The 25,018-nt window shown below is 66.7% G+C and carries 20 protein-coding genes; 8 read left to right on the forward strand and 12 right to left on the reverse strand.

The annotated features are described in order from the left end of the window. Window positions 1–18: 18 nt before the first annotated feature. From ppx to BBX35_RS02140, 4 genes are all read right to left on the reverse strand, one after another. A complete protein-coding gene (ppx, locus tag BBX35_RS02125; RefSeq protein WP_067215482.1) occupies window positions 19–1,545 on the reverse strand; it encodes an exopolyphosphatase in 1,527 nt (508 codons plus the stop codon). Further along, window positions 1,538–3,757, reverse strand: coding sequence for an RNA degradosome polyphosphate kinase (locus BBX35_RS02130; RefSeq protein ID WP_067215484.1), 2,220 nt, complete (start codon window positions 3,755–3,757; stop codon window positions 1,538–1,540). Before BBX35_RS02130 ends, ppx begins: the two co-directional genes overlap by 8 nt. Window positions 3,758–3,876: 119 nt before the next feature. After that, entirely contained in the window at window positions 3,877–4,569 is a 693-nt protein-coding gene (locus tag BBX35_RS02135; protein WP_067215487.1) for an HdaA/DnaA family protein, read from the reverse strand. Continuing rightward, window positions 4,562–5,698, reverse strand: coding sequence for an AI-2E family transporter (locus tag BBX35_RS02140; protein WP_067218060.1), 1,137 nt, complete (start codon window positions 5,696–5,698; stop codon window positions 4,562–4,564). Before BBX35_RS02140 ends, BBX35_RS02135 begins: the two co-directional genes overlap by 8 nt. 263 nt (window positions 5,699–5,961) lie before the next feature. On the opposite strand from BBX35_RS02140, the gene purM reads away from it, so the two are divergent. Both purM and purN read left to right on the forward strand, forming a co-directional pair. Further along, on the forward strand, window positions 5,962–7,041 hold the full coding sequence (gene purM, locus BBX35_RS02145; protein WP_067215490.1) for a phosphoribosylformylglycinamidine cyclo-ligase: 1,080 nt from the start codon (window positions 5,962–5,964) through the stop codon (window positions 7,039–7,041). Continuing rightward, a complete protein-coding gene (gene purN, locus BBX35_RS02150) occupies window positions 7,038–7,712 on the forward strand; it encodes a phosphoribosylglycinamide formyltransferase (RefSeq protein WP_279626330.1) in 675 nt (224 codons plus the stop codon). Before purM ends, purN begins: the two co-directional genes overlap by 4 nt. 12 nt (window positions 7,713–7,724) lie before the next feature. On the opposite strand, the gene BBX35_RS02155 is transcribed toward purN, so the two are convergent. Beyond that, entirely contained in the window at window positions 7,725–8,468 is a 744-nt protein-coding gene (locus BBX35_RS02155) for a helix-turn-helix transcriptional regulator (RefSeq protein ID WP_067215492.1), read from the reverse strand. A 104-nt stretch (window positions 8,469–8,572) separates the two neighbouring features. Here BBX35_RS02155 and BBX35_RS02160 point away from each other — a divergent pair, with 104 nt between their 5' ends. Further along, entirely contained in the window at window positions 8,573–9,316 is a 744-nt protein-coding gene (locus BBX35_RS02160) for a glutathione S-transferase family protein (RefSeq protein WP_067215495.1), read from the forward strand. A 40-nt stretch (window positions 9,317–9,356) separates the two neighbouring features. Here the strand turns inward: BBX35_RS02160 and BBX35_RS02165 are convergent, their stop codons facing one another. The 3 genes from BBX35_RS02165 to BBX35_RS02175 all read right to left on the reverse strand — a co-directional run bounded on the left by BBX35_RS02165 (window position 9,357) and on the right by BBX35_RS02175 (window position 12,905). Further along, window positions 9,357–11,453: a molybdopterin-containing oxidoreductase family protein gene (locus BBX35_RS02165; RefSeq protein ID WP_067215498.1), complete on the reverse strand. Its 2,097-nt coding sequence runs from the start codon at window positions 11,451–11,453 to the stop codon at window positions 9,357–9,359. Window positions 11,454–11,605: 152 nt separating this feature from the next. Further along, window positions 11,606–12,028 (reverse strand): nucleoside-diphosphate kinase, encoded by a 423-nt coding sequence (gene ndk, locus BBX35_RS02170; RefSeq protein WP_067215500.1) that lies wholly within the window; start codon window positions 12,026–12,028, stop codon window positions 11,606–11,608. A 187-nt stretch (window positions 12,029–12,215) separates the two neighbouring features. Then, window positions 12,216–12,905 (reverse strand): glutathione S-transferase family protein, encoded by a 690-nt coding sequence (locus tag BBX35_RS02175; RefSeq protein WP_067215502.1) that lies wholly within the window; start codon window positions 12,903–12,905, stop codon window positions 12,216–12,218. Between the two features lie 283 nt (window positions 12,906–13,188). Here BBX35_RS02175 and BBX35_RS02180 point away from each other — a divergent pair, with 283 nt between their 5' ends. Together BBX35_RS02180 and BBX35_RS02185 are read left to right on the forward strand one after the other, a co-directional pair. After that, window positions 13,189–14,865 carry a methyl-accepting chemotaxis protein gene (locus BBX35_RS02180; protein ID WP_067215505.1) on the forward strand — a complete coding sequence of 559 codons (1,677 nt, stop codon included), beginning with the start codon at window positions 13,189–13,191 and terminating at the stop codon, window positions 14,863–14,865. 216 nt (window positions 14,866–15,081) lie between these two features. Next, entirely contained in the window at window positions 15,082–16,215 is a 1,134-nt protein-coding gene (locus BBX35_RS02185; protein WP_244271549.1) for a M20 family metallopeptidase, read from the forward strand. A 57-nt stretch (window positions 16,216–16,272) separates the two neighbouring features. Here the strand turns inward: BBX35_RS02185 and BBX35_RS02190 are convergent, their stop codons facing one another. The 4 genes from BBX35_RS02190 to ugpB all read right to left on the reverse strand — a co-directional run bounded on the left by BBX35_RS02190 (window position 16,273) and on the right by ugpB (window position 20,516). Then, a complete protein-coding gene (locus BBX35_RS02190) occupies window positions 16,273–17,325 on the reverse strand; it encodes a sn-glycerol-3-phosphate import ATP-binding protein UgpC (RefSeq protein WP_067215509.1) in 1,053 nt (350 codons plus the stop codon). A gap of 5 nt (window positions 17,326–17,330) precedes the next feature. Further along, window positions 17,331–18,167 (reverse strand): sn-glycerol-3-phosphate ABC transporter permease UgpE, encoded by an 837-nt coding sequence (gene ugpE / locus BBX35_RS02195; RefSeq protein ID WP_067218063.1) that lies wholly within the window; start codon window positions 18,165–18,167, stop codon window positions 17,331–17,333. Window positions 18,168–18,175: 8 nt separating this feature from the next. Further along, window positions 18,176–19,057 carry a sn-glycerol-3-phosphate ABC transporter permease UgpA gene (ugpA, locus tag BBX35_RS02200; protein WP_067215512.1) on the reverse strand — a complete coding sequence of 294 codons (882 nt, stop codon included), beginning with the start codon at window positions 19,055–19,057 and terminating at the stop codon, window positions 18,176–18,178. Window positions 19,058–19,196: 139 nt separating this feature from the next. Then, window positions 19,197–20,516 carry a sn-glycerol-3-phosphate ABC transporter substrate-binding protein UgpB gene (gene ugpB / locus BBX35_RS02205; RefSeq protein WP_067215514.1) on the reverse strand — a complete coding sequence of 440 codons (1,320 nt, stop codon included), beginning with the start codon at window positions 20,514–20,516 and terminating at the stop codon, window positions 19,197–19,199. Between the two features lie 447 nt (window positions 20,517–20,963). On the opposite strand from ugpB, the gene BBX35_RS02210 reads away from it, so the two are divergent. From BBX35_RS02210 to radA, 3 genes are read left to right on the forward strand one after another with little or no spacing between them, the layout of a single operon-like run. Further along, entirely contained in the window at window positions 20,964–22,445 is a 1,482-nt protein-coding gene (locus BBX35_RS02210; RefSeq protein WP_067215517.1) for a replicative DNA helicase, read from the forward strand. Between the two features lie 25 nt (window positions 22,446–22,470). Then, window positions 22,471–23,613, forward strand: coding sequence for an alanine racemase (gene alr, locus BBX35_RS02215; RefSeq protein ID WP_208979741.1), 1,143 nt, complete (start codon window positions 22,471–22,473; stop codon window positions 23,611–23,613). Next, window positions 23,613–25,010 carry a DNA repair protein RadA gene (radA, locus tag BBX35_RS02220; protein WP_067215520.1) on the forward strand — a complete coding sequence of 466 codons (1,398 nt, stop codon included), beginning with the start codon at window positions 23,613–23,615 and terminating at the stop codon, window positions 25,008–25,010. Before alr ends, radA begins: the two co-directional genes overlap by 1 nt. Window positions 25,011–25,018 lie beyond the last annotated feature (8 nt).

Consider the following 25,018-nt stretch of genomic DNA (forward strand, 5'->3'; position numbering starts at 1 on the left):
CTCGCGCGACCGATGCAGTCAGGCTTCGACCACGACCCGTGCCTTCAGCCCCAGCAGGCGGGCGAACTGGGTGAGCCGCTTGTTCAGCCGCTCCCCTTCCAGCGCGACCAACTCGCCGCGCAGCGTCAGCACCACCTCGCCATTGTCCACGGAAACCGGCACCTGCGGCAGGATGCCGGCAACGGACGCGCTGAGCACCGATGCCACCCGCAGCGCGCCGCCGAGAATGCGGGCGCGGTCCTTCAGGCGTGTGTGGGCGAGCTCGCGAATACGCGGTCCCAGCGCGTCTTCCACCAGCCCCTGATGGCGGTAGAAGACCGAAAGGGCCAGATAGGCGCGGCCCGCGTGGTCGATGCCGACGAAGCCGGCATTGGAAATGATGTTGAGGCTCTGCTCGCCGCGATAATCGGGATGCGCGCGCCAGCCGATATCCGACAGCAGGCAGCCGGCCGCCCGCAGCCGCACCTCGTACTCGGTCTCGTCGATGCCGACGGCCGGGAACAGGCGGTCGGTCCACTCGACCAGTTCCTCGCCATAGGCGGGCGAGCGAGAGCGCAGTTGCGACAGTTCCCGCGCAGCCTCCACCAAGGGGTCCTGCCGGCGCAGGTCGTCCGGAAGCAGGTCGAACAGCAGCCCCTCGCGAAGGCCGAGCGCGGACATCACCACCTTGGATGCCTTGGAGCGCCGCAACACCTTCTCCATGACCGCCGCACCGAACGGCAGCAGCGGGCGGCGGGCGCGCGAAACGACCTCGATCATGTCGAGGCTTTCCGGATCGCGCCGGGCGACCAGCTGGCAGAACTCGATCGCCTCTTCTGCGGGGATGGCATAGTCGTGCATCACATGCAGCGGATAGCCATCCTGGTGCAGGTGCAGGCGCGCCAGCGAACGCCAGGTGCCGCCGACTGCGTAGAAGGGCTTGCCGGCGCCGATGGGCAGCCACTCGACATCGCCGAGCGCCTGTTCCGCGATCTTCTGCGCCTTGGCGATCTTCCCATCCGCATCTTCCTGCAGGCGGATGCCGCCGAGCGGCAGGGTCTGGCCGCGGCCGATCTCGTCGTGCTTGATCTCGACGAGCTCGAGACTGCCGCCGCCGAGGTCGCCGACGATGCCGTCCGGCCGCCAGATGCCGGAAACGACGCCGTTCGCGGCAAGACGCGCCTCGTCGCGGCCCGACAACAGCCGCACCGGCGTGCGGCAAATCGCTTCGACCGACGTCAGGAACTCCTCGCCATTGGCGGCATCGCGGGTCGCGGCGGTGGCAAGGATGTGCAGGTCGGCAACGCCGATCTGGTCGCACAGGCGGCGGAACCGCACCAACGCCCGACGCGCCTGGTCCGTCGCCTCGTCCGACAGGCGGCCCGTTGCGCCGACGCCGCGCCCGAGGCCGGCCAGCACCTTTTCGTTGAACAGCACCGTCGGGGTGCGTGCGTGTCTTTCGTAGACGACGAGGCGGATCGAGTTCGATCCGATATCGATCACGGCAATCGGTCCGCTGCCGTTGAGACGGCCGCGGACCAGTTCATGCTTTGGGCTGTCAGCCACGCTTCCTCGGCTCCGCAAACGGTTTCGGGCTATGGCTGCGCAGCGACTTGCCGCGGCCGGAGAGCGACGGATTTGTCATGAAATACTGATGCGCGTTGAAGGGCTTCTCGCCACGGCCGAGGCGCACGCGCTCGTGACCGCCATCGGGGAGCAGTCGCCAGCTCTGCTGGTTGTCCTTCAGATTGGCGACCATGATCTGATCGAGCACCTGTTCGTGCACCGTCGGAGTGATGAGCGGCGTCAGCGTCTCCACCCGCCGGTCGATGTTGCGCGGCATCAGATCCGCGGAGCCGATATAGACGACCGCATCCGGCGAGGGAAGCCCGTGACCGTTGCCGAAGCAGAAGATCCGGCTGTGCTCCAGGAAGCGGCCGACGATGGACTTGGCGCGGATGTTTTCCGAAAGGCCCGGAATGCCCGGGCGCAGGCAGCAGATGCCGCGGATCACCAGGTCGATCTGCACACCGGCCTGGCTCGCCTTGTACAGAGCGTCGATGATGCCGGGATCGACCAGCGAGTTCATCTTCATCCAGATCTGCGCCGGGCGACCGGCCTGCGCATGTTCGGCTTCCGCCGCGATCAGCCGGAGGATGCCGGCGCGCAGCGTCACCGGCGACACCATCATGTGCTCCAGCTCGACCGGCTCGGCATAGCCGGTGATGAAGTTGAAGATCTTGGCGACCTCCCGGCCGATGCGCGGATCGGCCGTGAAATAGGACAGGTCGGTGTAGATGCGCGCCGTGATCGGGTGGTAGTTGCCGGTGCCGAGGTGGCAATAGGTGCGCAGCTCGCCATGCTCGCGGCGGACGACCATCGACAGCTTGGCGTGGGTCTTCAGCTCAAGGAAGCCGAAGACCACCTGCACACCCGCGCGCTCCAGATCGCGCGCCCAGCGGATATTGGCTTCCTCGTCGAAGCGCGCCTTCAGCTCGACCAGCGCCGTCACCGACTTGCCGGCCTCCGCCGCCTCGACCAGCGCCTTGACGATCGGCGAGTTGCTGGAGGTGCGGTAGAGCGTCTGCTTGATCGCGACCACATCCGGGTCCTGGGCCGCCTGGCGCAGGAACTGCACCACCACGTCGAAGGACTCGTACGGGTGGTGGACGATGATGTCCTTCTGCTGGATCGCCGCGAAGCAATCGCCGCCATGCTCGCGGATGCGCTCGGGGAAGCGCGGGGCGAAGGGCTCGAACTTCAGATCGTCGCGGTCGATGGAGACGAGCTGCGACAGGTTGTTCAGCGCCAGCAGGCCGTCGACCAGGAACACCTCATCGCCGGTGGCACCAAGCGCCTCGGCGACGAAATCGCGCAGCGACTGCGGCGTCGTCTCCTCGATCTCCAACCGGATGACGGACCCGCGGCGGCGACGCTTCAGCGCGCTCTCGAACAGGCGCACGAGGTCTTCCGCCTCCTCCTCGATTTCCAGATCGGAATCGCGGATCACCCGGAACGCGCCCTTGCCGCGGATCTCGTAACCGGGGAACAGCCGGGTGATGAACAGGCCGAGCGCATTTTCGATGGTGATGTAGCGCTCGCCCTCCTCGGCCTCGCTGGCCGGCAGGCGCACGAAGCGATCCAGCTGGGCGGGAATGCGCAGCAGCGCGGTCATGCCGCGGCCGCCCTTTTCCGGCGCCAGCTCCAGCACCAGCGAGAATCCCAGATTGGCGATGAACGGGAACGGGTGCGCCGGATCGATGGCCAGCGGGGTCAGCACCGGGAAGATATGCGCGAGGAAATAGTCTTCCAGCCACTGCAGATCCTGCTGGCTGAGGTCAGGCCCGTCGACGATGGCGATGCGGTCGGCGGCCATCAGCTTGCGCATCTCGCGCCACACGCTCTGCTGCTCGTGCTGCAGCGACAGCACCGCGGCGGAAATCCGCTCGAGCTGCTCGGCCGGGGTCAGGCCGTCGATGGAGCGGGTCGACACGCCTTCGCGCTGCTGGGCGCGCAGGCCGGCGACGCGCACCATGAAGAACTCGTCGAGATTGTTGGCCGAGATCGACAGGAAGCGCAGGCGTTCGAGCAGCGGATGGGAGGTGTTCTCCGCCTCCTCCAGCACCCGGCGATTGAACTGCAGCCAGGAGACCTCGCGATTGATGAACCGGCTCGGATGATCGGCCAGCGCCTCGGCGGCGTCCGACACGGGCTGGGCCGGACGGGCTGGCGAGGGGGCAGCTTCCGCATCCTTCGGGTTCACGCTGATCTCGTTCATGTCTGCCTCCTGCGGACCGGGCCGCGCCGGTCATCCGTGGTCACTGTCGCGCGCGACCATACCGGATTGATTTGACGGATTTACATCACCCGGCAAATTGCCTGTCCCGGCAAAACGTATCAGGCGGCCGGGTCCTGTTCCGCCAACACCGACGCGGCGAGCGGTCGTGTGATCCGGCGCCCCGCCGACAGCGAAGCCCTGTCCAGCCGGTCGACCAGCGCCTGCGCCGCCGCCACCGAGCGCTCCATCCGCACGGCGAGAAATTCTACCACGGCAGGATCGATATCGATCTGCCGATCCGCGAAAAGCTTGACCAGCACCCGCCGCAGCAGGTCGTCGTCCGGCTCCAGGATCTCCACCGGCGTCGCCGCGCGCAGCCGCGAGGCAAGGTCCGGCAGGCGCAGTCCCCAGGACTGGGGCCAGCTGCGCGACGTCACAAGCAGGCTGCCGCCTGCCTCACGAACTGCATTGAACAGATGGAACAGCGCCGTCTCGTCGAAGCCCGCGTGAGCATCCTCCAGCGCAACCGCGCCGGATCGGGCAAGCTCCTCGACCTGCTCCCGGCGCAACTCGGACGCCCGCAGGATCACGGCACCGCTCGCCGCCTGCCAGACATGAGCGAGATGCGTCTTGCCTGACCCGACAGGTCCGGCGAGCAGCGCGGCCGCGCTCGGCCAGTTCGGCCAGGCATCGATCAGCGCGAAGGCCGCCTGGTTGGACGAACCGATCAGGAAGTCGTCCCGCCCATAGGCCGCGTCATGCGGCAGGATCAGCGGAAGCTGTTCGCCGCCCCCGCGCAAGGTGTCAGCCATCGCGGCTCTCCACCTTCTTCTCGGGCAGCACACCGACCGCGTCTCCCGGCACGCCGCTGGTCATCACGGCCCCCTCGCCCGTGTAGAGCGCGCTTGCCATGTACTGGCTCAACACGAACCGGATCAGCACGCCGATCATCGCCGCCGCCGGTACGGCGATCAGCATGCCGACGAAGCCGAACAGATAGCCGAAGGCGAACAGGGCAAACATCAGCCAGACCGGATGCAGGCCGACATTGTTTCCCACCAGCTTGGGCTGCAGCACGTTGCCTTCCAGGAACTGGCCGACCGCGAAGATCGCCAGCACCGCCGCGACCATCGGCCAGTCGGGCCAGAACTGGACCAGGGCGACGCCGAGCGAGACCACGAGGCCGAGCGTCGCGCCGACATAGGGAATGAAGCTGACGAGGCCTGCACCGATACCGATCAGCAGGCCGAAATTCAGCCCGACCGCGGCAAGGCCGATGGCGTAGAACGCGCCGAGCAGAAAGCACACGCTGACCTGGCCGCGCACGAAACCGGCGACCGCGAGATCCATTTCATGTGCCAGTTGCCGCACCGTGTCGCGATGCTGGCGCGGCAACCATCCGTCGATCTTCGCGACCATCCGGTCCCAGTCGAGCAGAAGATAGAAGGCGACCACCGGCGTCACCACGAACAGCGAGATCACCGACAGCAGCGCCTGCCCGCCGTTCCAGACCGACTTCAGCAACCCGCCGATCCAGCCGGCGCCCTCGCCGAGCAGACTGCCGACATTGGCCTTCAGCTCATTCCCGCCAATGCCCAGCATCTCGAACAAGCGGCTGCCGAACCCGGACGTAATGAGCTCCTGCAGGGAGCTGATGAGGTTCGGAAAGGCTTCGAGGAAGGCGGCGAGCTGGTTGCCGAGGATCGGCAGCAGCAGCAGCAGGATCAGAACGAATGCGAGAACGAAAAGGACGAGGATGACGATCGTCGCACCGAGCCTCGGCAAACCGAGGGCTTCCAGCCGGTCGGCGACGGGATCGAGCAGATAGGCCAGCGCCATGCCGGCGACGAAGGGCAGCAGGATCGGGCTGAACAGATAGACGAACAGCGCAAACAGCGCGAAGGAGATCAGCCAGAAATTGATCTGTCGCTTGAGCGTCACGAAATCGCGTCCCTTGCCCGGTGTCGGCCATTTGCCCGTTCCCAGCAGATAGGCAGCCGCGCCGGGGAGCGTCAAGGAGGCGACCCGCCGGGATCCGCCATTTTCCTTCTTCACCACAGGCCGACAGGAGCTCGACTGCTTCGCCGGCGGACAAGTCGGCGTTTGCCGCCCTCGCCTGTGCAAACAGGGCCCGGTTTCGCTTGCATTCCGGCGCTTCTGTGTTTGTATGCGCGCCCTGTACGGCTTTCGGAGACACGACCAGCATGAGCGAGGCGACCCCCTCCCCCAAGAACGGCCTGAGCTATGCCGACGCGGGCGTCGACATCGACGCGGGCAACGCCCTCGTGCGGCGGATCAAGCCCTTCGTGAAAGCGACGGCCCGCCCCGGCGCCGACAGCGAGATCGGCGGGTTCGGCGGACTGTTCGACCTGAAGGCGGCCGGCTTCACCGACCCCATCCTGGTCGCCGCCAATGACGGCGTCGGCACCAAGCTCAAGATCGCCATCGACAGCGGCGCGCACGCGACCGTCGGCATCGATCTCGTGGCCATGTGCGTCAACGACCTCGTCGTGCAGGGCGCCGAGCCGCTTCTCTTTCTCGACTACTATGCCTGCGGCGCGCTGGACGTCGACGTCGCCACCGACGTGGTGAAGGGCATTGCCGAGGGCTGCCGCATTTCCGGTTGCGCGCTGATCGGCGGCGAGACCGCCGAAATGCCGGGCATGTACGGCAGGGGCGACTACGATCTAGCCGGCTTCGCCGTCGGCGCGGCCGAGCGCGGCACCCTTCTGCCGCGGGGCGATATCGCCGAAGGCGATGTGCTGCTGGCGCTGGCATCCTCCGGCGTGCATTCCAACGGCTTCTCCCTGGTGCGCAAGATCGTCGAGCATTCCGGCCTCGACTGGAGCGCCGATGCGCCGTTCGCGCCCGGCATGACGCTTGGCGAAGCCCTGATGACGCCGACCCGCATCTACGTGAAGCCGCTGCTGGCCGCGCTGAAGGCCGGCGCCGGCATCAAGGCGCTGGCACACATCACCGGCGGCGGCCTGCCGGAGAACCTGCCTCGCGTGCTGCCCGACCATCTGGGAGCCCGCATCGACCTCACCGCCATCTCCGTCCCGCCGGTCTTCGGCTGGCTGGCCAAGGCCGGCGGCGTTGCCCAGTCGGAGATGCTGCGCACCTTCAACTGCGGCGTCGGTATGGTCGTCGCAGTGTCGGCCGAGACGGCCGACGAAGCGATTGCGATCCTGACCGCCGAGGGCGAAACGGTGAGCCGCATCGGCACGCTTGGTCCGCGCACGGGCGACGAGGCCGTGGTGTTCGACGGAGCCCTGGCGCTTTGACCTCTGCCCCTTCCGCTTCCGGCCGCAAGCGCACGGCGATCCTCGTCTCGGGGCGCGGATCGAACATGACCGCACTGCTGTCGGCAGCGGCCGATCCGGCCTTCCCGGCGGAAATCGTAGCGGTGATCGCCAACGTGCCGGACGCACCTGCCCTCGACAAGGCACGCGCAGCCGGCATCGAGGCCGTCGCGGTCAACCACCGCGGCCAGGGCGGGCGGCAGGCTTTCGAGGAAAAGCTCGACGCGGAGCTGCGTGCCCGCAATGTGGAGCTGATCTGTCTCGCCGGTTTCATGCGCATCCTGACGCCCTGGTTCGTGGAGCGTTGGCACGACCGGCTGCTCAACATCCATCCGGCGCTGCTGCCGGCCTTCAAGGGCCTCGACACCCATGCCCGGGCGCTGGCGGAAGGCTGCCGCCTGCATGGCGCGACGGTGCATTTCGTTCGCGCGGAGATGGATGCAGGCCCCATCATCGCGCAAGGCGCCGTGGCCGTGCTCGACGACGACACGCCGGCGACGCTCGGCGCGCGCGTGCTCGAAATCGAGCACCGCATCTATCCGCAGGCGCTTGCGCTGGTCGCGGCCGGTGCCTTCGAGATCGACGGCATGCGGGTGCGCCTGACGTCTGGAGCAGACGCGGCCCAGCCACCGCTCATCGCTCCGAAGGGCTGATATCAGGCCGGCTCAGCCAGCCGCCCTGCACTCCCCGACGTCCACGTTCTCCGCTGACGCTTCTCTGGTCCTGTTTTCCTCGAGCCGATGGCGCCGCCACTCCGCATAGAGCCGCTTGCGGCTGCGCGGCGGGCGCGCGTCCAGCACCGTCATCTCGAGCATCCGGTCCGCGCGGAAGTTGCGATAGTTCTGCCGCAACTCGCACCAGGCAGCCAGCACCCGGGCGTGCTCGAAAAAGGCCAGCACGATAGGCCAGACCACCCGGCGCTCGGGCGCACGGTCCGGCACCTGGTAGAGGATCTCCACCTTCCGCTCCAGCCGAAGGGCCTCCCGCAGCCGCACCAGTTCGATCCGGTCGCCCGGCAGCTCGCAGGGCGGCGGGGCATAGAGCGGCGCATCCAGGAATCCGTCGCGCAGCCCTTCGGGCAGGACGGTGGCGATCTTGGCAACCGCATCGCGCGCTGTCCGGCGGATTGCCGCATCGCCGCGCCCCTCCACCATGCGCAGGCCCAGCATGACGATCTCCAGTTCCTCCGCCGTGAACATCAGCGGCGGCAGGTCGTAGCCTTCCTCCAGCACATAGCCGACGCCCGCCTCGCCGGCCACCGGAACGCCGGAGGCCTGCAGCGCCGCGATGTCGCGGTAGAGCGTACGCAGCGACACTTCGAGCTCGGCCGCAATGGCCGCGCCGCTGACGGGTCTGCGATAGCGCCGCAGGATCTGGAGAACCTGCAGCAACCTGTCGGCACGACGCATCACTTTCCCTTTCGCAGACACATTGCCATCCGATGCTGACAGTATGCTGTCAGGAGGGGCGGTCTACAAGTCACGGGCCAGACGCAATCCCAGGAGATGCCGCCATGCTTGTTCTCATCAATTTCCCGCCGGCCCGCGACATTCGCAGCCTTTCGCCCTTCTGCTACAAGGCGGAGGCGCTGCTCGCCCTGGCCGGCTGCGACTTTCGCATGGAGCCGACCACCGATCTCGCCGCCCTGCCCCATGGCAAGGTGCCGGTCCTGAAGGACGGCGACCTCGTCATTCCCGACAGCTCGCTGATCCAGCGCCACCTCGAGCGCCATCACGGCCTTGCCGTCGACGAGACGCTGACCGGCGTCGAACTGGCCATGGCCGAGGCGTTCCGCCGTATGACCGAGGAGCATCTGCGCTGGTCGATGGTTCATGCTCGCTGGGTCGACCCTGCTGGCGAACAGATGATCCTGTCCACCGCCCTTGCCGGAGTTCCCGAGGATATGCGGCGGAACGTCCTGAACGCCCGCCGGGAGAGCGTCAGCCGGACACTGCAGGCGCAGGGCCTTGGCCGTCATACTCCGGAAGACATCTACCGTTTCGGCTGCATGTCTCTCGACGCCATCGCGACCTTTCTGGACGACAAGGCTTTCCTGATGGGCGACCGCCCGACCACGGTCGATGCCAGCGTTGTCGGTGTCGTGCTCAACATCCTCGCCAGCGACATCGACACAACGCTGATGCGCCATGCGACGGCGATCCCGACGCTGGCGGATTACGTGTTGCGGTTCGAGCGCACGGTGTTCGGCCCGGCGGCACGCATTCCCGCCACCTTGCGCGGAGAACAGGCCGCCTGACGCCGCCTGCCTGCTTATCCGGTGCCGCTGGTGCGTAAGGTCAGTCCTTGCGCACCCACACGGCCGTGTCGTGGAACGCCGCCCCGCCATAGGGCGCAACGGCATCCGCACCGGTCAGCGTGTTGATGCCCCGCCCGTCCGGATAGGCATCGTTCGGCCAGATTCCCTCCGCCACCACGACACCAGGCTTCAGCCCCTCGGTCAGGCGCGCATGCAGGATCACTGCCCCGCGCCGGTTGCCGATGCGGATGCGGTCGCCGTCGGCAATCCCGAGCCGTTCGGCATCCTTCGGCCCGATCATCAGGTCGGGCCGCCCTTCCTTGTCGCGGGAGGACGCGGTCTCGTTGAAGGTCGAGTTGAGGAAGGAGCGTGCCGGCGAGGTCGCGAGACGGAACGGGTGTTCCTCGCTCGCCGCCTCGTTCACCGCCCAGTGGTCAGGCAAGGTCGGCATGTCGGCGAAGGGGCCCATCGGACCATCGTTCGGTGCCGGTACTGCCGTCCATTCGGGCTTGAAGCGGAACTTGCCGTCCGGCCAATTGAACCCGTCGAGGTAATGCGCCTTGCGGAAGTCAGGCTGGCAATCGACCCAGCGGTCCCGCTCGATCTCCTCCAGCGAGCCAAAGCCGGAGGCCTTCAGCATCCAGTCGATATGCTCGCGCGCACTCATGCCAAAGCCCGGATGCTCGGCAGCACCGACCCGGCGGGCGATCTCGTTGAGCACGTAAAGGTTCTCGCGGGTTTCGCCCGGCGCCTCGGCAAGCTTCGGGCCGAGCAGAATGTACTGGTGCCCACCACCCTTGTAGACGTCGTCATGTTCGAGAAACTGCGTCGCCGGCAGCACCACGTCGGCCATCTTCGCCGTCTCGGTCATGAACTGCTCGTGCACGCAGACGAACAGATCCTCGCGGGCGAAGCCCTGCTTCACCAGCTCCTGCTCTGGCGCTACCGACACCGGGTTGGTGTTCTGGATCAGCATCGCGGTCACCGGCGGACCGTGGCGCAGGGCCTCGGCATCGCCGGTCAGAACCCGGCCGATCTGGCTCTGGTCGAGCTGGCGCACCGCCGGATCGATCAACGAGTGTCCCTCGATCATCGACTTGTCGAGCGTGTAAATCGCGCCGTTGTTGTGGAATGCACCGCCGCCCTCGTACTGCCACGCACCGGTCACGGCCGCGATGCAGGACGCCGCATGCATCGATACGGCGCCATTGCGCTGGCGGGTGAACCCGTAGCCGAGGCGGAAGAAGGTGCGCTTCGTCTCGCCGACCATGCGGGCGAAAAGCTCGATCTCGTCCACCGACAGTCCGGTGATCGCCGCCGCCCATTCCGGCGGGCGCTGCGCCACATGCGCCTCCAGTTCGTCCGGACAGTCGGTGTAGCGGGCAAGGTAGTCGCGGTCGGCATGCCCGTCGCGGAACAGCACATGCATCACCGCACAGGCGAGCGCCGCATCCGTGCCGGGCTTCAGCACGAGGCCGAGGTCGGCCTGTTTCACGGTCTGGGTCGGATAGACGTCGATGGCGACGATCTTCGCCCCGCGCGTCTTGCGGGCGGTGATCGCGTGGGTCATCACGTTGACCTGGGTCGAGACCGCGTTGGTCCCCCAGATCACCACCATGTCGGAAACCGCGATCTCCCGCGGGTCGGGCCCGGCGAGCAAGCCGGTGCCGGCGATATAGCCGGTCCAGGCCGGATTGGTGCAGATCGTGTCGAACTGGCGCGAATAGCCCTTGGCGTGGCGCAGGCGGTGGATCGAGTCGCGCTGCACCAGGCCCATCGTGCCGGCATAGTGATAGGGCCACACGGCCTGGGCTCCGTGCTCGGCTTCGGCCTTCAGGAAGGCGGACGCGACCAGATCCAGCGCCTCGTCCCAGGAGATGGGCTCGAAGCGCCCTTCCCCCTTCGCGCCGACCCGCTTCAGCGGCTGCATCAGGCGATCCGGATGATAGAGCCGGTCGGAGTAGCGCGCGACCTTGGCGCAGATGACGCCGGCCGTATAGGCATTCGCCCGCGCGCCCTTGATCCGTCCGATGCGCCCGTCGGCGAACAGTTCGACCTCCAGCGCGCAGGTGGAGGGACAGTCGTGCGGACAGGCGGTCGCCTTCAGGACGGGGTCTTTTGCAACGGGGGCGTTCATGCGTCTCTCGCAGGCAAGGAAAACGGCGGCAAGGCTCACTCGCGCCAAGCCGTCGTGTCAAGGACCAGTGGCCGTACAAAAGGAAAGGGCCGGCGCAGCGGCCGGCCCTTCCAGATCTCGTGCGGTGCGCTGTCGCGAGGCGACTTGCAGCCTTAGCCGACGATTTCGGTCTCGGAGAACCAGTAGGCGATCTCCTGGGCGGCGGTGTCCGCGCCGTCGGAGCCATGCACCGAGTTCTCGCCGATGTTCAGGGCGAAGGTCTTGCGGATGGTGCCCTCGTCGGCGTTCGCCGGGTTGGTGGCGCCCATCACTTCGCGGTTCTTGGCAATGGCGTTCTCGCCTTCCAGAACCTGCACGATGGTCGGGGCCGAGCACATGAACTCGACCAGCTCGCCGAAGAACGGACGGTCCTTGTGCACCGCGTAAAAGCCCTCGGCCTCGCGACGCGACATCCACACGCGCTTGGAAGCGACGACGCGCAGGCCGGCATCCTCAAGCATCTTGGTGATCGCGCCGGTCAGGTTGCGACGCGTCGCGTCCGGCTTGATCATCGAAAAGGTGCGCTCGATCGCCATTATCGTTTTCCCGTTGTTGTCCGGCAGGGCCTCGCGCCCTCGCGGGCCCCGCCTGTCCGTGCCTTCCGAGGCCGGACAATCCTTGATCTCGTTGCGTCCGTGAACGGACGCGCCATGCGTATAGCCGGGGACGGGCGCCCCCGCAAGGCGCAAGGGGCGCCGGATTCCGCTGTTTTTCGGGAAAGCTTCAGGCTGCCGGAACGCTACGGCCGAAGCCGTCGAACAGATCGAGGCAGCGCTCCCGCCATTGTCCGACGGGCGAGCTGGGATCGATGAACTGGAACGGACTGGTGATCCGTGCCCATTGCAAGGTGCCGAACAGCATGTAGTCGGTGTGAAGCGGCGCCTCGCCGCCGATGAACGGCTGGTTCTTCAGCATCAGGTGCAGCGGCAACAGCGCGGCCCCCATCTCCGCCAGTCGGTCCTCCCGCCCAGACTGCACCTCTTCCAGGCTCCTGCCGAAGCGCGCCTCGCGCGTCTCGCGGAAGTAAACCTGGTCCTCAGGACCAAGCACATCCCAGATGTCTTTGATGATCAGTTGCGCGATCAGCGAGCTAACCGAGGCATTCACCCAGCTCTCGATGAGCTTTGCGGCAGCGCGTCCGCCCGCGCCCCCGAACAGGCTGGGCCGGTCCGGATAGGTGTCCTCCAGATAGGTGGCGATCGCCCAGCTGTCGCAGATCGTGCGGTCGCCATCGACAAGGATCGGCACGGTCTTGCCGGCATCGGGCGCGATGGCCGGGATTTCGCTGAACGGCTTCGGCCGGCATTCGAAATCGAGCCCCTTGTGCTTCAGCGCCATCCGGATGCGCCAGGCAAAGGGGCTGAAGGGGCGCGCGGCGTCGGCGCCGCACAACTCGTAAAGAACGATGCTCAAGGGGGTCCCTCCCGCTTTTCTCGGATCGCAGTCGCGATGTCGGAGCGAACCCTATCGCCGGCTCAGCGCGCGGCCAAGCGGGGGCCGTCGATTCGAATTGAGGCGCCTCACACACAACCCCAATCCACATAGAGAAAGAAAATTAAACCTGAGATTGATTCACTGGAATATTGCCGTAACGGCAAAGAGAAAAAGCGGACCGTTTGTCCGGCTTATTTACTGACGGTTCAGTAGTTCCCCTACCTACTGCGGCATCTTCAGTCTCACAAGGTCGCCCCTCCCGATGTCCATCAAACAGAAAATGCTGACGCTAGTCGGCGGCACACTGGCTGCGCTGCTGCTCGTGGCGGCGGTTCAGATCTACTCGCTCTACGGCTCGATGATGCATGACCGGCGCGAACTGGTTCGCACCCAGGTCGAGACCGCCACCACGATGATCGAGGCCATCGCGCAGGAGGCGCAGGCGGGACGGATGTCGGTCGAGGAGGCTCAGCGCGTCGCCAAGAGCCTGCTGACCGCCATGCGCTTCAACGGGTCCGACTACTTCGTGGTGATCGACTCCAATCCTGCGAGCCAGGGCGTCGTCGTCACCCACCCGAACCCGAAGATCGTCGGCCAGAACCTGTGGGCGTCGAAGGATGCTCAAGGCACTGAGTATGTGGTGGGCCAGGTCGAGTCCGCACGTGCCGGCGGCGGCTTCACCGACTACGACTTCCCGCGTCTCGGCGAACAGGAGCCGTCCCCCAAGGTCGCCTACTCCGACGGCTTCGCGCCGTGGAACTGGGCCGTCTCCGCATCGCTCTATGTCGATGACGTGACCGAGGCCTTCTTTGGCGAGCTGCTGACCAGCGCGCTGTGGATCCTGCCGCTCACCGCCATGATCGGCGTCGCCGCCTTCCTGCTGGCCAACAGCATCAGCCGGCCGATCGCTGCGATCACCGATGCAATGCGCCACCTCGCCGACGGCGACCTGTCGGTTTCCGTGCCAGGCGCGGGCCGCAAGGACGAGATCGGCCAGATGGCGGATGCCACCGAGGTCTTCCGCGATGGCATGCTGCGGGCGCAGGACCTGTCGGCCTCGCAGATCCAGGAGCAGCGTGTCCGCGAACAGCGTGCACAGCGCATCGAGGAGATGACCCGCCGCTTCGACGAAAGCGCCACCGCGCTTCTGTCGGCGGTCACCTCGTCGGCCGGCGCCATGGAGAACAACGCGCGCTCCATGGCCGACATCGCCGAGAGCACCAACGCCCGCTCCACGACGGTCGCCACCGCCGCCCAGCAGGCAGCCGCCAACGTCCAGACCGTTGCCTCGGCGACCGAGGAGCTGTCCTCCTCGATTTCCGAGATCAGCTCGCAGGTCTCCAAGTCGTCGCAGATCGCCTCCCAGGCCGTCGGCGAGGCTCAGCGTACCGACAGCCAGATCCAGGGCCTTGCCAACGCTGCCGAGAAGATCGGCCAGGTGGTGAGCATGATCGCCGCCATCGCCGAGCAGACCAACCTGCTGGCGCTGAACGCGACCATCGAGGCCGCCCGTGCCGGCGAAGCCGGTCGCGGCTTCGCGGTGGTCGCCGCCGAGGTCAAGGAGCTCGCCTCCCAGACCTCCAACGCGACCGAGGAGATCACCGCACAGATCGCAGCGATCCAGACCGAGACCCGCACCGCCGTCGGCGCCGTCCAGTCGATCGGCCGTACCGTCGAGGAGATGAACGCCATAGCTGCGGCCATTGCCGCTGCGGTCGAGGAACAGGGCGCGGCGACGGGCGAGATCGCCCGCAACGTCGAAGAGGCCTCGCGCGGCACCCAGGACGTCACCGAGAACATCCTCGGCGTCTCGCATGCCGCGAGCGACACCCGCAGCGCCGCCGGCGACGTGGCCTCGGCTGCCGCCGCGGTCAACCGGGATGCAGCCGCGCTGAAGCAGGAAGTCGAGACCTTCCTCGCCGGCGTCCGCGCCGCCTGAGCTGCTCCTGGCGGCCGGGCAATCCGGCAACCGACGAAAAACCAGAGCGCCGGCCTTGGGGTCGGCGCTTTTTTTTTGCGCCCCCTGCAACGTCTGCGACGCGACGGCATCCGCTCTCTGCAAGGAGTGCTCGCCCGATTGCCCCTCGCGAAGCCCGAGAGGCCGGGCTATCATCCTTTTCTCGCCAGAATTTCTTTCACGAACATGGGGATAGACATGAAGCCGTCGTCGGAGGATTTGCTCGCCGGTCTGCTCGATTGGGTACGCATCGAAACGCACACACCGGATGTCGAAGGGCTCAACCGGCTGATGGATCTGGTCGCATCCCAGGCTGAAGCCTTCGGCGCGACAACCGAGCGCTTTCCCGGCCGCGACGGCCATGGCGACCACCTGCTCGTCCGCTCGCCTTGGGGCGATCACTCCAAGCCGGGCATTCTCTTCCTGTCGCATCTGGACACGGTGCATCCGCGCGGAACCATCGACGAGGATCTTCCGATCCGCGTGGAAGGCGACCGCTGCTATGGCCCCGGCATCTGCGACATGAAGGGCGGCGCCTATAACGGACTGGCCGCGATGCGAAAGGTCGCCGCCGATATCGAGGCTGGCGGCACGCCCCCTGCCCTTGCCGTCAGCATCCTCTTCACCTCGGACGAGGAAGTCGGCAGCCCGACCTCGCAGGCGCTGATCGAGCGTGTCGGCGGCGCGGCCAAATATGCCCTCGTCACGGAGCCGGCCCGCAACGGCGGCCATGTGGTCACCGCCCGTAAGGGCGTGGGCCGCTTCACGCTGAAGGTCGAGGGACGTCCCGCCCATGCCGGCGCCCGCCACTGGCAGGGCCGCAGCGCGGTCAGCGAGCTGGCCCACCAGATCATCGTGCTGGAAGCCATGACGGATTACGACCGCGAGATTACCGTCAATGTCGGCGAGATTCGTGGCGGCACAGGCACCAATGTCGTGCCGCAATTCGCGAGCGCCGAGATCGACTTACGCGTTCCGACGCTCGCCGCGGCCGAGGAGATGGTCGCCCGCATCACCGGCCTCACGCCGAAGACCCCGGACACGAAGCTGACGATCACCGGCGGCATGAACCGCCCGCCCTTCGAGCAGTCGGCGGCGAGCAAGGCGCTCTTCGACCACGCGGCACGGCTTGCCGACGAGATCGGCTTCGAGCTGATCGGCGAGACGACGGGCGGCGGATCTGACGGCAACTTCATCGCCGACAAGGTTCCGACCCTCGACGGTCTCGGCCCGGACGGCGACGACGTGCACACCCTCAACGAGCACATCTTCATCCCCTCGTTGGGCGAGCGGATGCAACTCATGGTCCGGCTGATCGAAACGCTGGACTGAGAACGACGAAAGATTGCCGGCCGGCGCCATCGAGCGCCGGCCGGCTTGTTTCCGGGATCAGTCGGGCAGCCGCTTTCCGTCCGCACCGAAATAGTGCAGGTGCTCGGACGCGCAGGACAGATGCACGCGCGCACCGGCTGCCGGCACCTCGCGTCCGCCCTCGACCCGCACGATCATGCGCTCGCCGTCGTCGAGCTCCACATGCGCCAGCGTTTCCGCGCCCAAAGCCTCGGCGATCATCAGCTTGCCCGACAACACCGCCGCGCCTTCCGCGCAGAAGGAAAGGTGCTCGGGCCGCACGCCGACCGTGTCCAGCGCGCCGGCCGCCCCGCCGGCTTCCGCCACCTTGCGCAGCAAGCCGCTGGCCTGGAGCCGCGCCGCCTGCAGGAAGTTCATCGGCGGCGAACCGATGAAGCCGCCGACGAAGACGGTTGCCGGCTTGTGGTAGACCGACAGCGGCGTCCCGACCTGCTCGGCATTGCCTCCGTTCATCACGATGATGCGGTCGGCCATGGTCATGGCCTCCACCTGATCGTGGGTCACATAGAGCGACGTGACGCCGAGGCGGCGTTGCAGCGTCTTGATCTCCACGCGCATCTGCACGCGCAGCTTGGCGTCGAGATTGGACAGCGGCTCGTCGAACAGGAAGACCGAGGGCTTGCGCACGATGGCACGTCCCATGGCGACACGCTGGCGCTGGCCGCCGGAGAGCTGGCGCGGCTTGCGATCGAGATAGGGCTCGAGCTCCAGCATCTTCGCGGCCTGCGCGACGCGCTCGGCAATCTCCGACTTCGCAACACCGGCGATCTTCAGACCGTAGGCCATGTTGTCGAAGACCGACATGTGCGGATAGAGCGCGTAGTTCTGGAACACCATGGCGATGTCGCGCTCGCGCGGCTCCAGATCGTTGACCACCCGGTCGCCGATGCGGATCTCGCCGGAGGTAACGGTCTCCAGCCCCGCCACCATGCGCAGCAGGGTGGACTTGCCGCAGCCCGACGGCCCGACGATCACGATCAACTCGCCGTCGGCGATCTCCGCGTCGACCCCGTGGATGACCTCGGTGGTGCCGTAGGACTTGCGGACGTTCGAAAAAGCGATCTTCGCCATGGAACCTATTTCTCGCTTTCCACGAGACCCTTCACGAAGAGCCCCTGCATGAAGATGACGACGGCGACGGGCGGCAGCATCGCCAGCAGCGTGGTGGCCATGATCACCGGCCAGTCGGCGATGTCGTCGCCGGACGGGAACATCTGCTTGATGCCCATCACGATGGTGTTCATTTCCGGCTTGGTGGTGATCAGCAGCGGCCAGAGGTACTGGTTCCAGCCGTAGATGAAGAGGATCACGAACAGCGCGGCGATGTTCGTCCGCGACATCGGCAGCAGAATGTCGAGGAAGAAGCGGACGGGCCCTGCCCCGTCGACCCGCGCCGCCTCGATCAGCTCGTCCGGAACCGTCAGAAAGAACTGGCGGAACAGGAAAGTCGCGGTCGCCGAGGCGACCAGCGGCAGGATCAGGCCCGTATAGGAGTTGAGCATCCCGAACCCGGCGACGACCTCGTAGGTCGGCACGATGCGCACCTCGACGGGGAGCATCAGGGTCAGGAAGATCATCCAGAAGAACGCCATGCGAAACGGGAAGCGGAAGTAGACGATCGCATAGGCGGAGATGATCGAGATAGCGATCTTGCCGATGGTGATGCCGAGCGCCATGACGCTGGAGTTGAACAGCATCAGGAGGACCGGCGAGTTGACGCCCCGCGTCAGCGCCGCCGTGTAGTTCTCGATCAGGTGCGGCCCGGGGATGAGCGGCATCGGCGGGCGGGCGATCTCCGGCTGCGTCACCGTCGAGGCGACGAAGGCCATGTAGATCGGGAAGCAGATGATCGCGATGCCGACGATCAGCCCGATATGGGTCAGCCAAATGCCGAGCCCGCGTTTTTCGACCATGCCGCTCATCAGTAGTGCACCTTGCGTTCGATATAGCGGAACTGAACGACCGTCAGCAGACCGACCACGAAGAGCAGGATTACCGACTGGGCGGCCGAGGAGCCGAGGTCCTGGCCGACGAACCCGTCGGAGAACACCTTGTAGACGAGGATCGTCGTCGCCTGCTGCGGGCCGCCGCCGGTGATCGTGTGGATCACGCCGAACGTCTCGAAGAACGCGTAGACGATGTTCACCACCAGCAGGAAGAACGTCGTCGGCGACAGCAGCGGAAAGACGATGGTCCAGAACCGGCGGGCGAAGCTCGCCCCGTCGATGGCGGCCGCCTCGATCACGCTTTTCGGGATCGCCTGCAGACCGGCCAGGAAGAACAGGAAATTGTAGCTGATCTGGCGCCAGGCGGAGGCGACGACGACGAGGCCCATCGCTTCCTCGCCATCCAGCACGTGGTTCCAGTTGTAGCCCATCGCCTTCAAGTACCAGGAGACCAGGCCGACATTGGGATTGAACATGAACAGCCACAGCACGCCGGCGACAGCCGGGGCCACCGCATAGGGCCACACCAGCAATGTCTTGTAGGCGCTGGACCCCTTGATCACCCGGTCCGCCATGACGGCCAGCCACAGCGCCGCGCCCATGGAGACCAGCGTCACCAGGGTCGAGAAGATCACCGTCGTCTTGAACGAGGCGAGATAGTAGCGATCGCTGAGCAGGAACTCGAAGTTGCCGAAGCCGACGAACTGCGAGGAAAGGCCGAACGGATCGGGGATATAGGCGGACTGGTAGATCGCCTGCCCTGCCGGCCAGAAGAAGAAGACGAGCGTCACCAGGATCTGCGGCGCGAGCAGCAGATACGGCAAGACCCGGCTGTTGAAGACGACGCGTTTGTGCATGGCGCGCGGTTCCGGCTGCTTTGTCCGCCGAGGTTACCCGACGGGCGAAAACGGCCCGGCAGGCTGCCGGACCGTTTCCCGTTTCTCAAATGAGCGGCGGGCGCGGGAAAGCTCCCGCACCCGCGACCGTTTCAGGGGATCAGCGGTTGGCCTGCTCGAAGCGGCGCAGCAGCTGGTTGCCGCGCTCCACCGCGTTGTCCAGCGCCTCCTTGGCCGACTTGTCGCCGGCCCACACCGCTTCCAGCTCCTCGTCGATGATGCCGCGGATCTGGTCGAAGTTGCCCAGACGCACGCCCTTCGAGTTGGCGGTCGGCGCCTTGCCGGTCATCTGGATGACGGCAATGTCCGTGCCCGGGTTGGCGTCGTAGAAGCCGGAGGCCTTGGTCTGCTCGTAGGCGGCCATGGTGATCGGCAGGTAGCCGGTGTCCTGGTGCCACTTGGCCTGGATGTCGGCGGACGACAGGAAGTTCAGGAATTCCGCGACGCCGGCATATTCCTCCGGCTCATGACCGGACATCACCCACAGCGAGGCGCCGCCGATGATGGTGTTGACCGGAGCGGCCTCGACTGCATCCCAGTAGGGCAGCGGGCGGATGTCGAAGGCGAACTTGGCCTCGGACTTCACGCCGGCGTAACCGGCCGAGGACTCGGTGAACAGGGCGCACTCGCCGGCGCGGAACTGGGCACCGCTCTCGTTGCGGCGGCCGGCATAGATGAACTTGCCGTCCTTGGCCCACTGGCCCATCGCCTCGATATGCGCGACCTGAACCGGTCCGTTGAAGGTCAGCTCGGTGTCGACGCCGCCGAACCCGTTCTCCTTCGTGGCGAAGGGAACGTCGTGATAGGCGGACAGGGTCTCAAGGTGCACCCAGCTCTGCCAGGCAGTGGTCAGCGGGCAGGTCGAACCGGACGCTTTCAGCTTGTCCAGAACCTCGCCCACCTTCTCCCAGGTCGTCAGGTCGGTGTTCGGGTCGATGCCGGCCGCCTCGAGCGCATCGCGATTCACATAAAGAACCGGGGTCGAGGAATTGTAGGGCAGCGACAGCATCTGGCCGTCGGTGGTGGTGTAGTAGCCGGCAACGGCGGCCAGGTAGGCGCTCTGGTCGAACTCCTTGCCCGTCTCGGCCATCAGCTCGTAGACCGGCTTGATGGCGCCCTTGGCGCCCATCATCGTGGCGGTGCCGACCTCGAACACCTGCAGGATGTGCGGCTGCTCGCCGGCACGGAAGGCCGCGATTCCGGCGTTCAGCGCCTCGGAATAGTTGCCCTTGTGCGAAGCGACGACGACGTAGTCGCTCTGCGAGGCGTTGAACTTCTCGACCTGCTCGTTCAGCAGATCGCCCAGGCGGCCGGTGAAGGCGTGCCACCACTGGATTTCGGTGGCGGCGAAGGACACGGTGGTGCTGCCGGCAAGCATCGTTGCGGCGACCAGACCGGCCAGCGTCTTGCGATAAGCCATGTTTTGCTCTCCCAAAGCTCGGGCACGCGGCCCGACATGCGGTTCTGGGCAACGCGGCTCCCGTTTTGGAAGACGCGCTGAACGAAAATCTCCGCATTTCGTATTTGTTTCATATGAACGCCAGATGTCGCTCACATGAACATTAAGCGACACTTCAATGACAGACGCAAGAGCCGGAATACAAGCGGGAAATTGCCAGTCCACACCGTTCCCCTAGGGCATGTGGGCAACCCGGTCACCTTCGCGTCATGCGCGAGTTCGGCCGCGCGCCCGAGCGAGATGCGGCGGCCGAGCGGCCCTTTGCCGGCGGAACGAAGATCGCCCCCGCCGTCAACCGGGTGCCCAGGTTTTCCCCGCTCCTTTCACATGAAATTCACCCCGTCCGGATTCCCCTTCCTCCCTCCCCCTCCCTCCGGTAGGAACAAGGGCACACGAGGGGAAGTGAGAATGAAGGGTCCTGTACCGGCGAACGACACCACCGCCGCGGCGATGCGCGTTGCCCCGCACAATGCGGAGGCCGAGCGCCAGCTGCTGGGCGCGATCATCGTCAACAACGAGACCTATTACCGTGTGTCGGACTTCCTGGAGCCCGAGCACTTCTTCATTGCTCCGCATCGGGAGATCTACGAGAAGGCCGGCCAGCTGATCCGCGCCGGCAAGGTCGCCTCCCCGATCACGTTGAAGACCTTCTTTCCACAGGATGCGCGCATCGCCGACATGTCGGCCGCGCAGTACATCCTGCGACTGGCTGCGGACGCGGCCTCGGTCATCAACGCCGAGGATTACGGCCGCGCGATCTACGACCTCGCGATCCGCCGGACCCTGATCCGCATCGGCGAGGACATGGTCAACATCGCCTTCGACGCGCCGATCGACATGCCGCCGACCGCGCAGATCGACGATGCCGAGCGCCGCCTGTTCGAGCTGGCGGAAAAGGGCCGCACCGACACCGGATTCGTTTCCTTCGGCGACGCGCTGACCGCGACCATCGAGATGGCCGCCGCCGCCTATCAGCGCGAGGGCGCGCTGTCGGGCATCGCCAGCGGGTTGCGCGATCTCGACGGCCTGATGGGCGGCCTGCAGCCGTCGGATCTCATCGTGCTTGCCGGCCGTCCCGCCATGGGCAAGACCTCGCTCGCCACCAACATCGCCTACAATGTCGCCGAGGCCTATATGGCCGAGGAGCAGCCCGACGGCACGATGAAGACCGTCAATGGCGGCGTCGTCGGCTTCTTCTCGCTGGAAATGTCGGCCGAGCAGCTGGCAACGCGTATCATTTCCGAGCAGACGGAAATCTCGTCCTCGAAGATCCGCCGCGGCGACATTTCCGAGCACGACTTCGAGAAGCTCGCCGCCGCCGCCCAGACCATGCAGCTCGTTCCCCTGCATGTGGACCAGACCGGCGGTATCTCCATCGCCCAGCTGGTCGCCCGTGCCCGCCGGCTCAAGCGCCAGCGCGGCCTCGACCTGCTGATCGTCGACTACATCCAGCTGCTCACCGGCTCGCAGAAGAACAGCGGCAACCGCGTGCAGGAGATCACCGAGATCACCACCGGCCTGAAGGCGCTGGCCAAGGAGCTGAACGTCCCGATCATCGCGCTTTCCCAGCTGTCGCGTCAGGTGGAATCGCGCGACGACAAGCGTCCCATCCTCTCGGACCTTCGCGAATCCGGTTCGATCGAGCAGGACGCCGACGTGGTGATGTTCGTGTTCCGCGAGGAGTATTATCTCGGCAAGACCATGCCCGAGGAAGGCACCGAGGAGTACGTCAAGTGGGAGGAGAAGCTTGACAGGGTGCGCAACCGGGCCGAAGTGATCATCGCCAAGCAGCGTCACGGCCCCACCGGTACCGTGAACCTGCACTTCCAGGGCGAGTTCACCCGCTTCTCCGACCTCGCCGACCCGGACCGATTCCCCGAGCCGCATTGATGCGGCCAGAGCCTGGACCAGGGATGTGATCGATACCCACTCCGGCGCCAGCGCCACGCCTGCAATCGACAATGGCCGCATCACCGTCGACCTTGCCGCACTCGCCGCGAACTGGCAGCGTCTCGCCGGCATGCTGGCGAACGGCGCCGCCTGCGGCGCGGCCGTGAAAGCCGACTGCTACGGCCTCGGCGACGCACCCTGCCTCGAGGCGCTGTGGAACGCCGGCTGCCGCACCTATTTCGTCGCAACGCCGCAGGAAGGGGCGACCGTGCGTCACCACCTGCCCGAGGCCACGGTCTACATTCTCAACGGGCTCTATCTGGGGGCAGCCGGCTTTTACGCCGCCAACGGACTGCGCCCCTGCCTCGGCTCGCCGGATGAGGTCGCCGACTGGCGTAATGCCGGCGCACCGCTCCCCGCAGCGCTTCATGTCGACACCGGCATCAGCCGGCTCGGCCTGACGGCGGAGGAAGCGGCTTCGCTGGCGCAGGACACTCCCCTCGAGCTGTCGCTGATCATGTCGCATCTGGCCTGCGCCGATACGCCGGGCGACCGGATGAATCAGGCCCAGCTGGCGCGCTTCCGGGCGCTTGCCGGCCTCTTCCCCGGCGTGCCGCGCTCGCTCGCCAACTCGGCCGGCATCTTTCTCGGTCCCGACTTCCATTTCGAGCTCGCGCGCCCGGGAATCGCCCTTTATGGCGGCCAGGCCTCCGCTCTGGAGGAAAGCCGGCTCGATCCCGTCGTCACGCTCGAGGTGCGGATCCTCCAGGTTCATACGCTGCCCAAGGGCGCGCCCATCGGCTATGGCGCGACCTTCACCGCACCGCGCGACATGCGCGTCGCCATGGTCGCGGCCGGCTATGCCGACGGGTTCCTGCGCGCGGCCGGCTCCACCGACGGCAAAGCCGGTGCGGAAGCCTGGCTCGCCGGCCACCGTCTGCCGGCGCTCGGCCGAGTTTCCATGGACATGAGCGCCATCGACGTCAGCAACGTGCCGGAAGACATTGCCGTGCGCGGCGCCTTCGTGGAGCTGTTCGGCCGCAACGTGTCCGTCGACGAGACTGCGAGCCGTGCCGGTACCATCGGCTACGAGTTGCTGACGTCTCTCGGCCACCGCTTCGCCCGCCGTTATGTAGGCGCGCCCTCACAGCACGGGGAGCGATCCTGATGGCCAAGCGCGGCACAGCTTATGTCTGCCAGGCCTGCGGCGCCGTCGCGTCCAAATGGGCCGGCCGCTGCGACAGCTGCGGCGAGTGGAACACCCTGGTCGAGGAACGCAGCGGCGGCGGCGTCGGCGGCTCGCCGACAGCGGCAAGCCGCAAGCGCGGGCGCGTGGTGCCCCTGGTCGGCCTTGCCGGCGAAAGCGACACCCCGCCGCGCATCGAGACGCGGGTCGGCGAGCTCGACCGCGTCACCGGCGGCGGCTTCGTGCGCGGCTCGGCCCTGCTCGTCGGCGGCGACCCCGGCATCGGCAAGTCGACGCTGCTGATTCAGGCGGCCGCCCGCATCGCCCGGCTCGGCCACCGCGCGATCTACATTTCCGGCGAGGAGGCCATCGATCAGGTGCGCCTGCGCGCCATGCGGCTCGGGCTGTCCGACGCGCCCGTCGGCCTTGCGGCGGAAACCAGCGTCGAGGACATTCTCGCCACGCTGACCGACGGCCCGCCGCCGGCCATCGTCATCATCGATTCGATCCAGACCCTGTGGTCGGAGATGGTCGAGTCCACGCCCGGCACCGTCACCCAGGTCCGCGCCTCCGCGCAGGCTCTGGTGCGCTACGCCAAGTCGAGCGGCGCCACGGTGATTCTCGTCGGTCACGTCACCAAGGACGGCCAGATCGCCGGCCCTCGCGTCGTCGAGCACATGGTCGATGCCGTCCTCTATTTCGAGGGCGATGGCGCGCACCAGTACCGCATCCTGCGCTCGGTCAAGAACCGCTTCGGCGCCACCGACGAGATCGGCGTCTTCGAGATGACCGACAAGGGCCTGGCCGAAGTGGCCAACCCGTCGGCGCTCTTCCTCGGCGAACGCTCCGGCCGCACGCCGGGATCGGCGGTCTTCGCGGGGCTGGAGGGCACCCGCCCGCTGCTGATCGAGATCCAGGCGCTGGTCGCCCCCTCGCCCCTCGGCACCCCGCGGCGGGCGGTGATCGGCTGGGACAGCGCCCGCCTTTCGATGATCCTTGCGGTGCTGGAAGCACGCTGCGGCGTGCGCTTTGCGCAGAACGACGTCTACCTCAATGTCGCCGGCGGCTTGAGGGTCAACGAGACGGCCGCGGACCTTGCCGTTGCCGCGGCCTTGATCTCCTCCCTCAGCGGGGTTGCCCTTCCCGCCGATTGCGTCTATTTCGGCGAGGTCAGCCTCTCGGGGGCGGTCCGCGCGGTCTCTCAGGCCCAAAGCCGTCTCAAGGAAGCCCGCAAGCTCGGTTTCACCTCGGCCTTCGTGCCGGAATCGAACGCCGGAGACGGCGCCACCGATGGTGGGCAAGTGACGGGGCTGACCGAGCTGGCGGATCTGGTCGCCCAGGTGGCGGCACGCTCCGCAGGCGGCACCGAGCGGGAGTGAGGCTCGGA

The sequence above is a fragment of the Stappia indica genome (genome assembly GCF_001696535.1).
GTDB classification, from domain to species: Bacteria; Pseudomonadota; Alphaproteobacteria; order Rhizobiales; family Stappiaceae; genus Stappia; species Stappia indica.

Bases quoted from the DNA above. Each gene is read 5' to 3' on its own strand.
- BBX35_RS02130 (WP_067215484.1), bottom strand. From the start codon at position 3,757: ATGAACGAGATCAGCGTGAACCCGAAGGATGCGGAAGCTGCCCCCTCG.
- BBX35_RS02135 (WP_067215487.1), bottom strand. From the start codon at position 4,569: ATGGCTGACACCTTGCGCGGGGGCGGCGAACAGCTTCCGCTGATCCTG.
- purM (WP_067215490.1), top strand. From the start codon at position 5,962: ATGAGCGAGGCGACCCCCTCCCCCAAGAACGGCCTGAGCTATGCCGAC.
- BBX35_RS02155 (WP_067215492.1), bottom strand. From the start codon at position 8,468: ATGCGTCGTGCCGACAGGTTGCTGCAGGTTCTCCAGATCCTGCGGCGC.
- BBX35_RS02160 (WP_067215495.1), top strand. From the start codon at position 8,573: ATGCTTGTTCTCATCAATTTCCCGCCGGCCCGCGACATTCGCAGCCTT.
- BBX35_RS02165 (WP_067215498.1), bottom strand. From the start codon at position 11,453: ATGAACGCCCCCGTTGCAAAAGACCCCGTCCTGAAGGCGACCGCCTGT.
- ndk (WP_067215500.1), bottom strand. From the start codon at position 12,028: ATGGCGATCGAGCGCACCTTTTCGATGATCAAGCCGGACGCGACGCGT.
- BBX35_RS02180 (WP_067215505.1), top strand. From the start codon at position 13,189: ATGTCCATCAAACAGAAAATGCTGACGCTAGTCGGCGGCACACTGGCT.
- BBX35_RS02185 (WP_244271549.1), top strand. From the start codon at position 15,082: ATGAAGCCGTCGTCGGAGGATTTGCTCGCCGGTCTGCTCGATTGGGTA.
- BBX35_RS02190 (WP_067215509.1), bottom strand. From the start codon at position 17,325: ATGGCGAAGATCGCTTTTTCGAACGTCCGCAAGTCCTACGGCACCACC.
- ugpE (WP_067218063.1), bottom strand. From the start codon at position 18,167: ATGGTCGAAAAACGCGGGCTCGGCATTTGGCTGACCCATATCGGGCTG.
- ugpA (WP_067215512.1), bottom strand. From the start codon at position 19,057: ATGCACAAACGCGTCGTCTTCAACAGCCGGGTCTTGCCGTATCTGCTG.
- ugpB (WP_067215514.1), bottom strand. From the start codon at position 20,516: ATGGCTTATCGCAAGACGCTGGCCGGTCTGGTCGCCGCAACGATGCTT.
- BBX35_RS02210 (WP_067215517.1), top strand. From the start codon at position 20,964: ATGAAGGGTCCTGTACCGGCGAACGACACCACCGCCGCGGCGATGCGC.
- radA (WP_067215520.1), top strand. From the start codon at position 23,613: ATGGCCAAGCGCGGCACAGCTTATGTCTGCCAGGCCTGCGGCGCCGTC.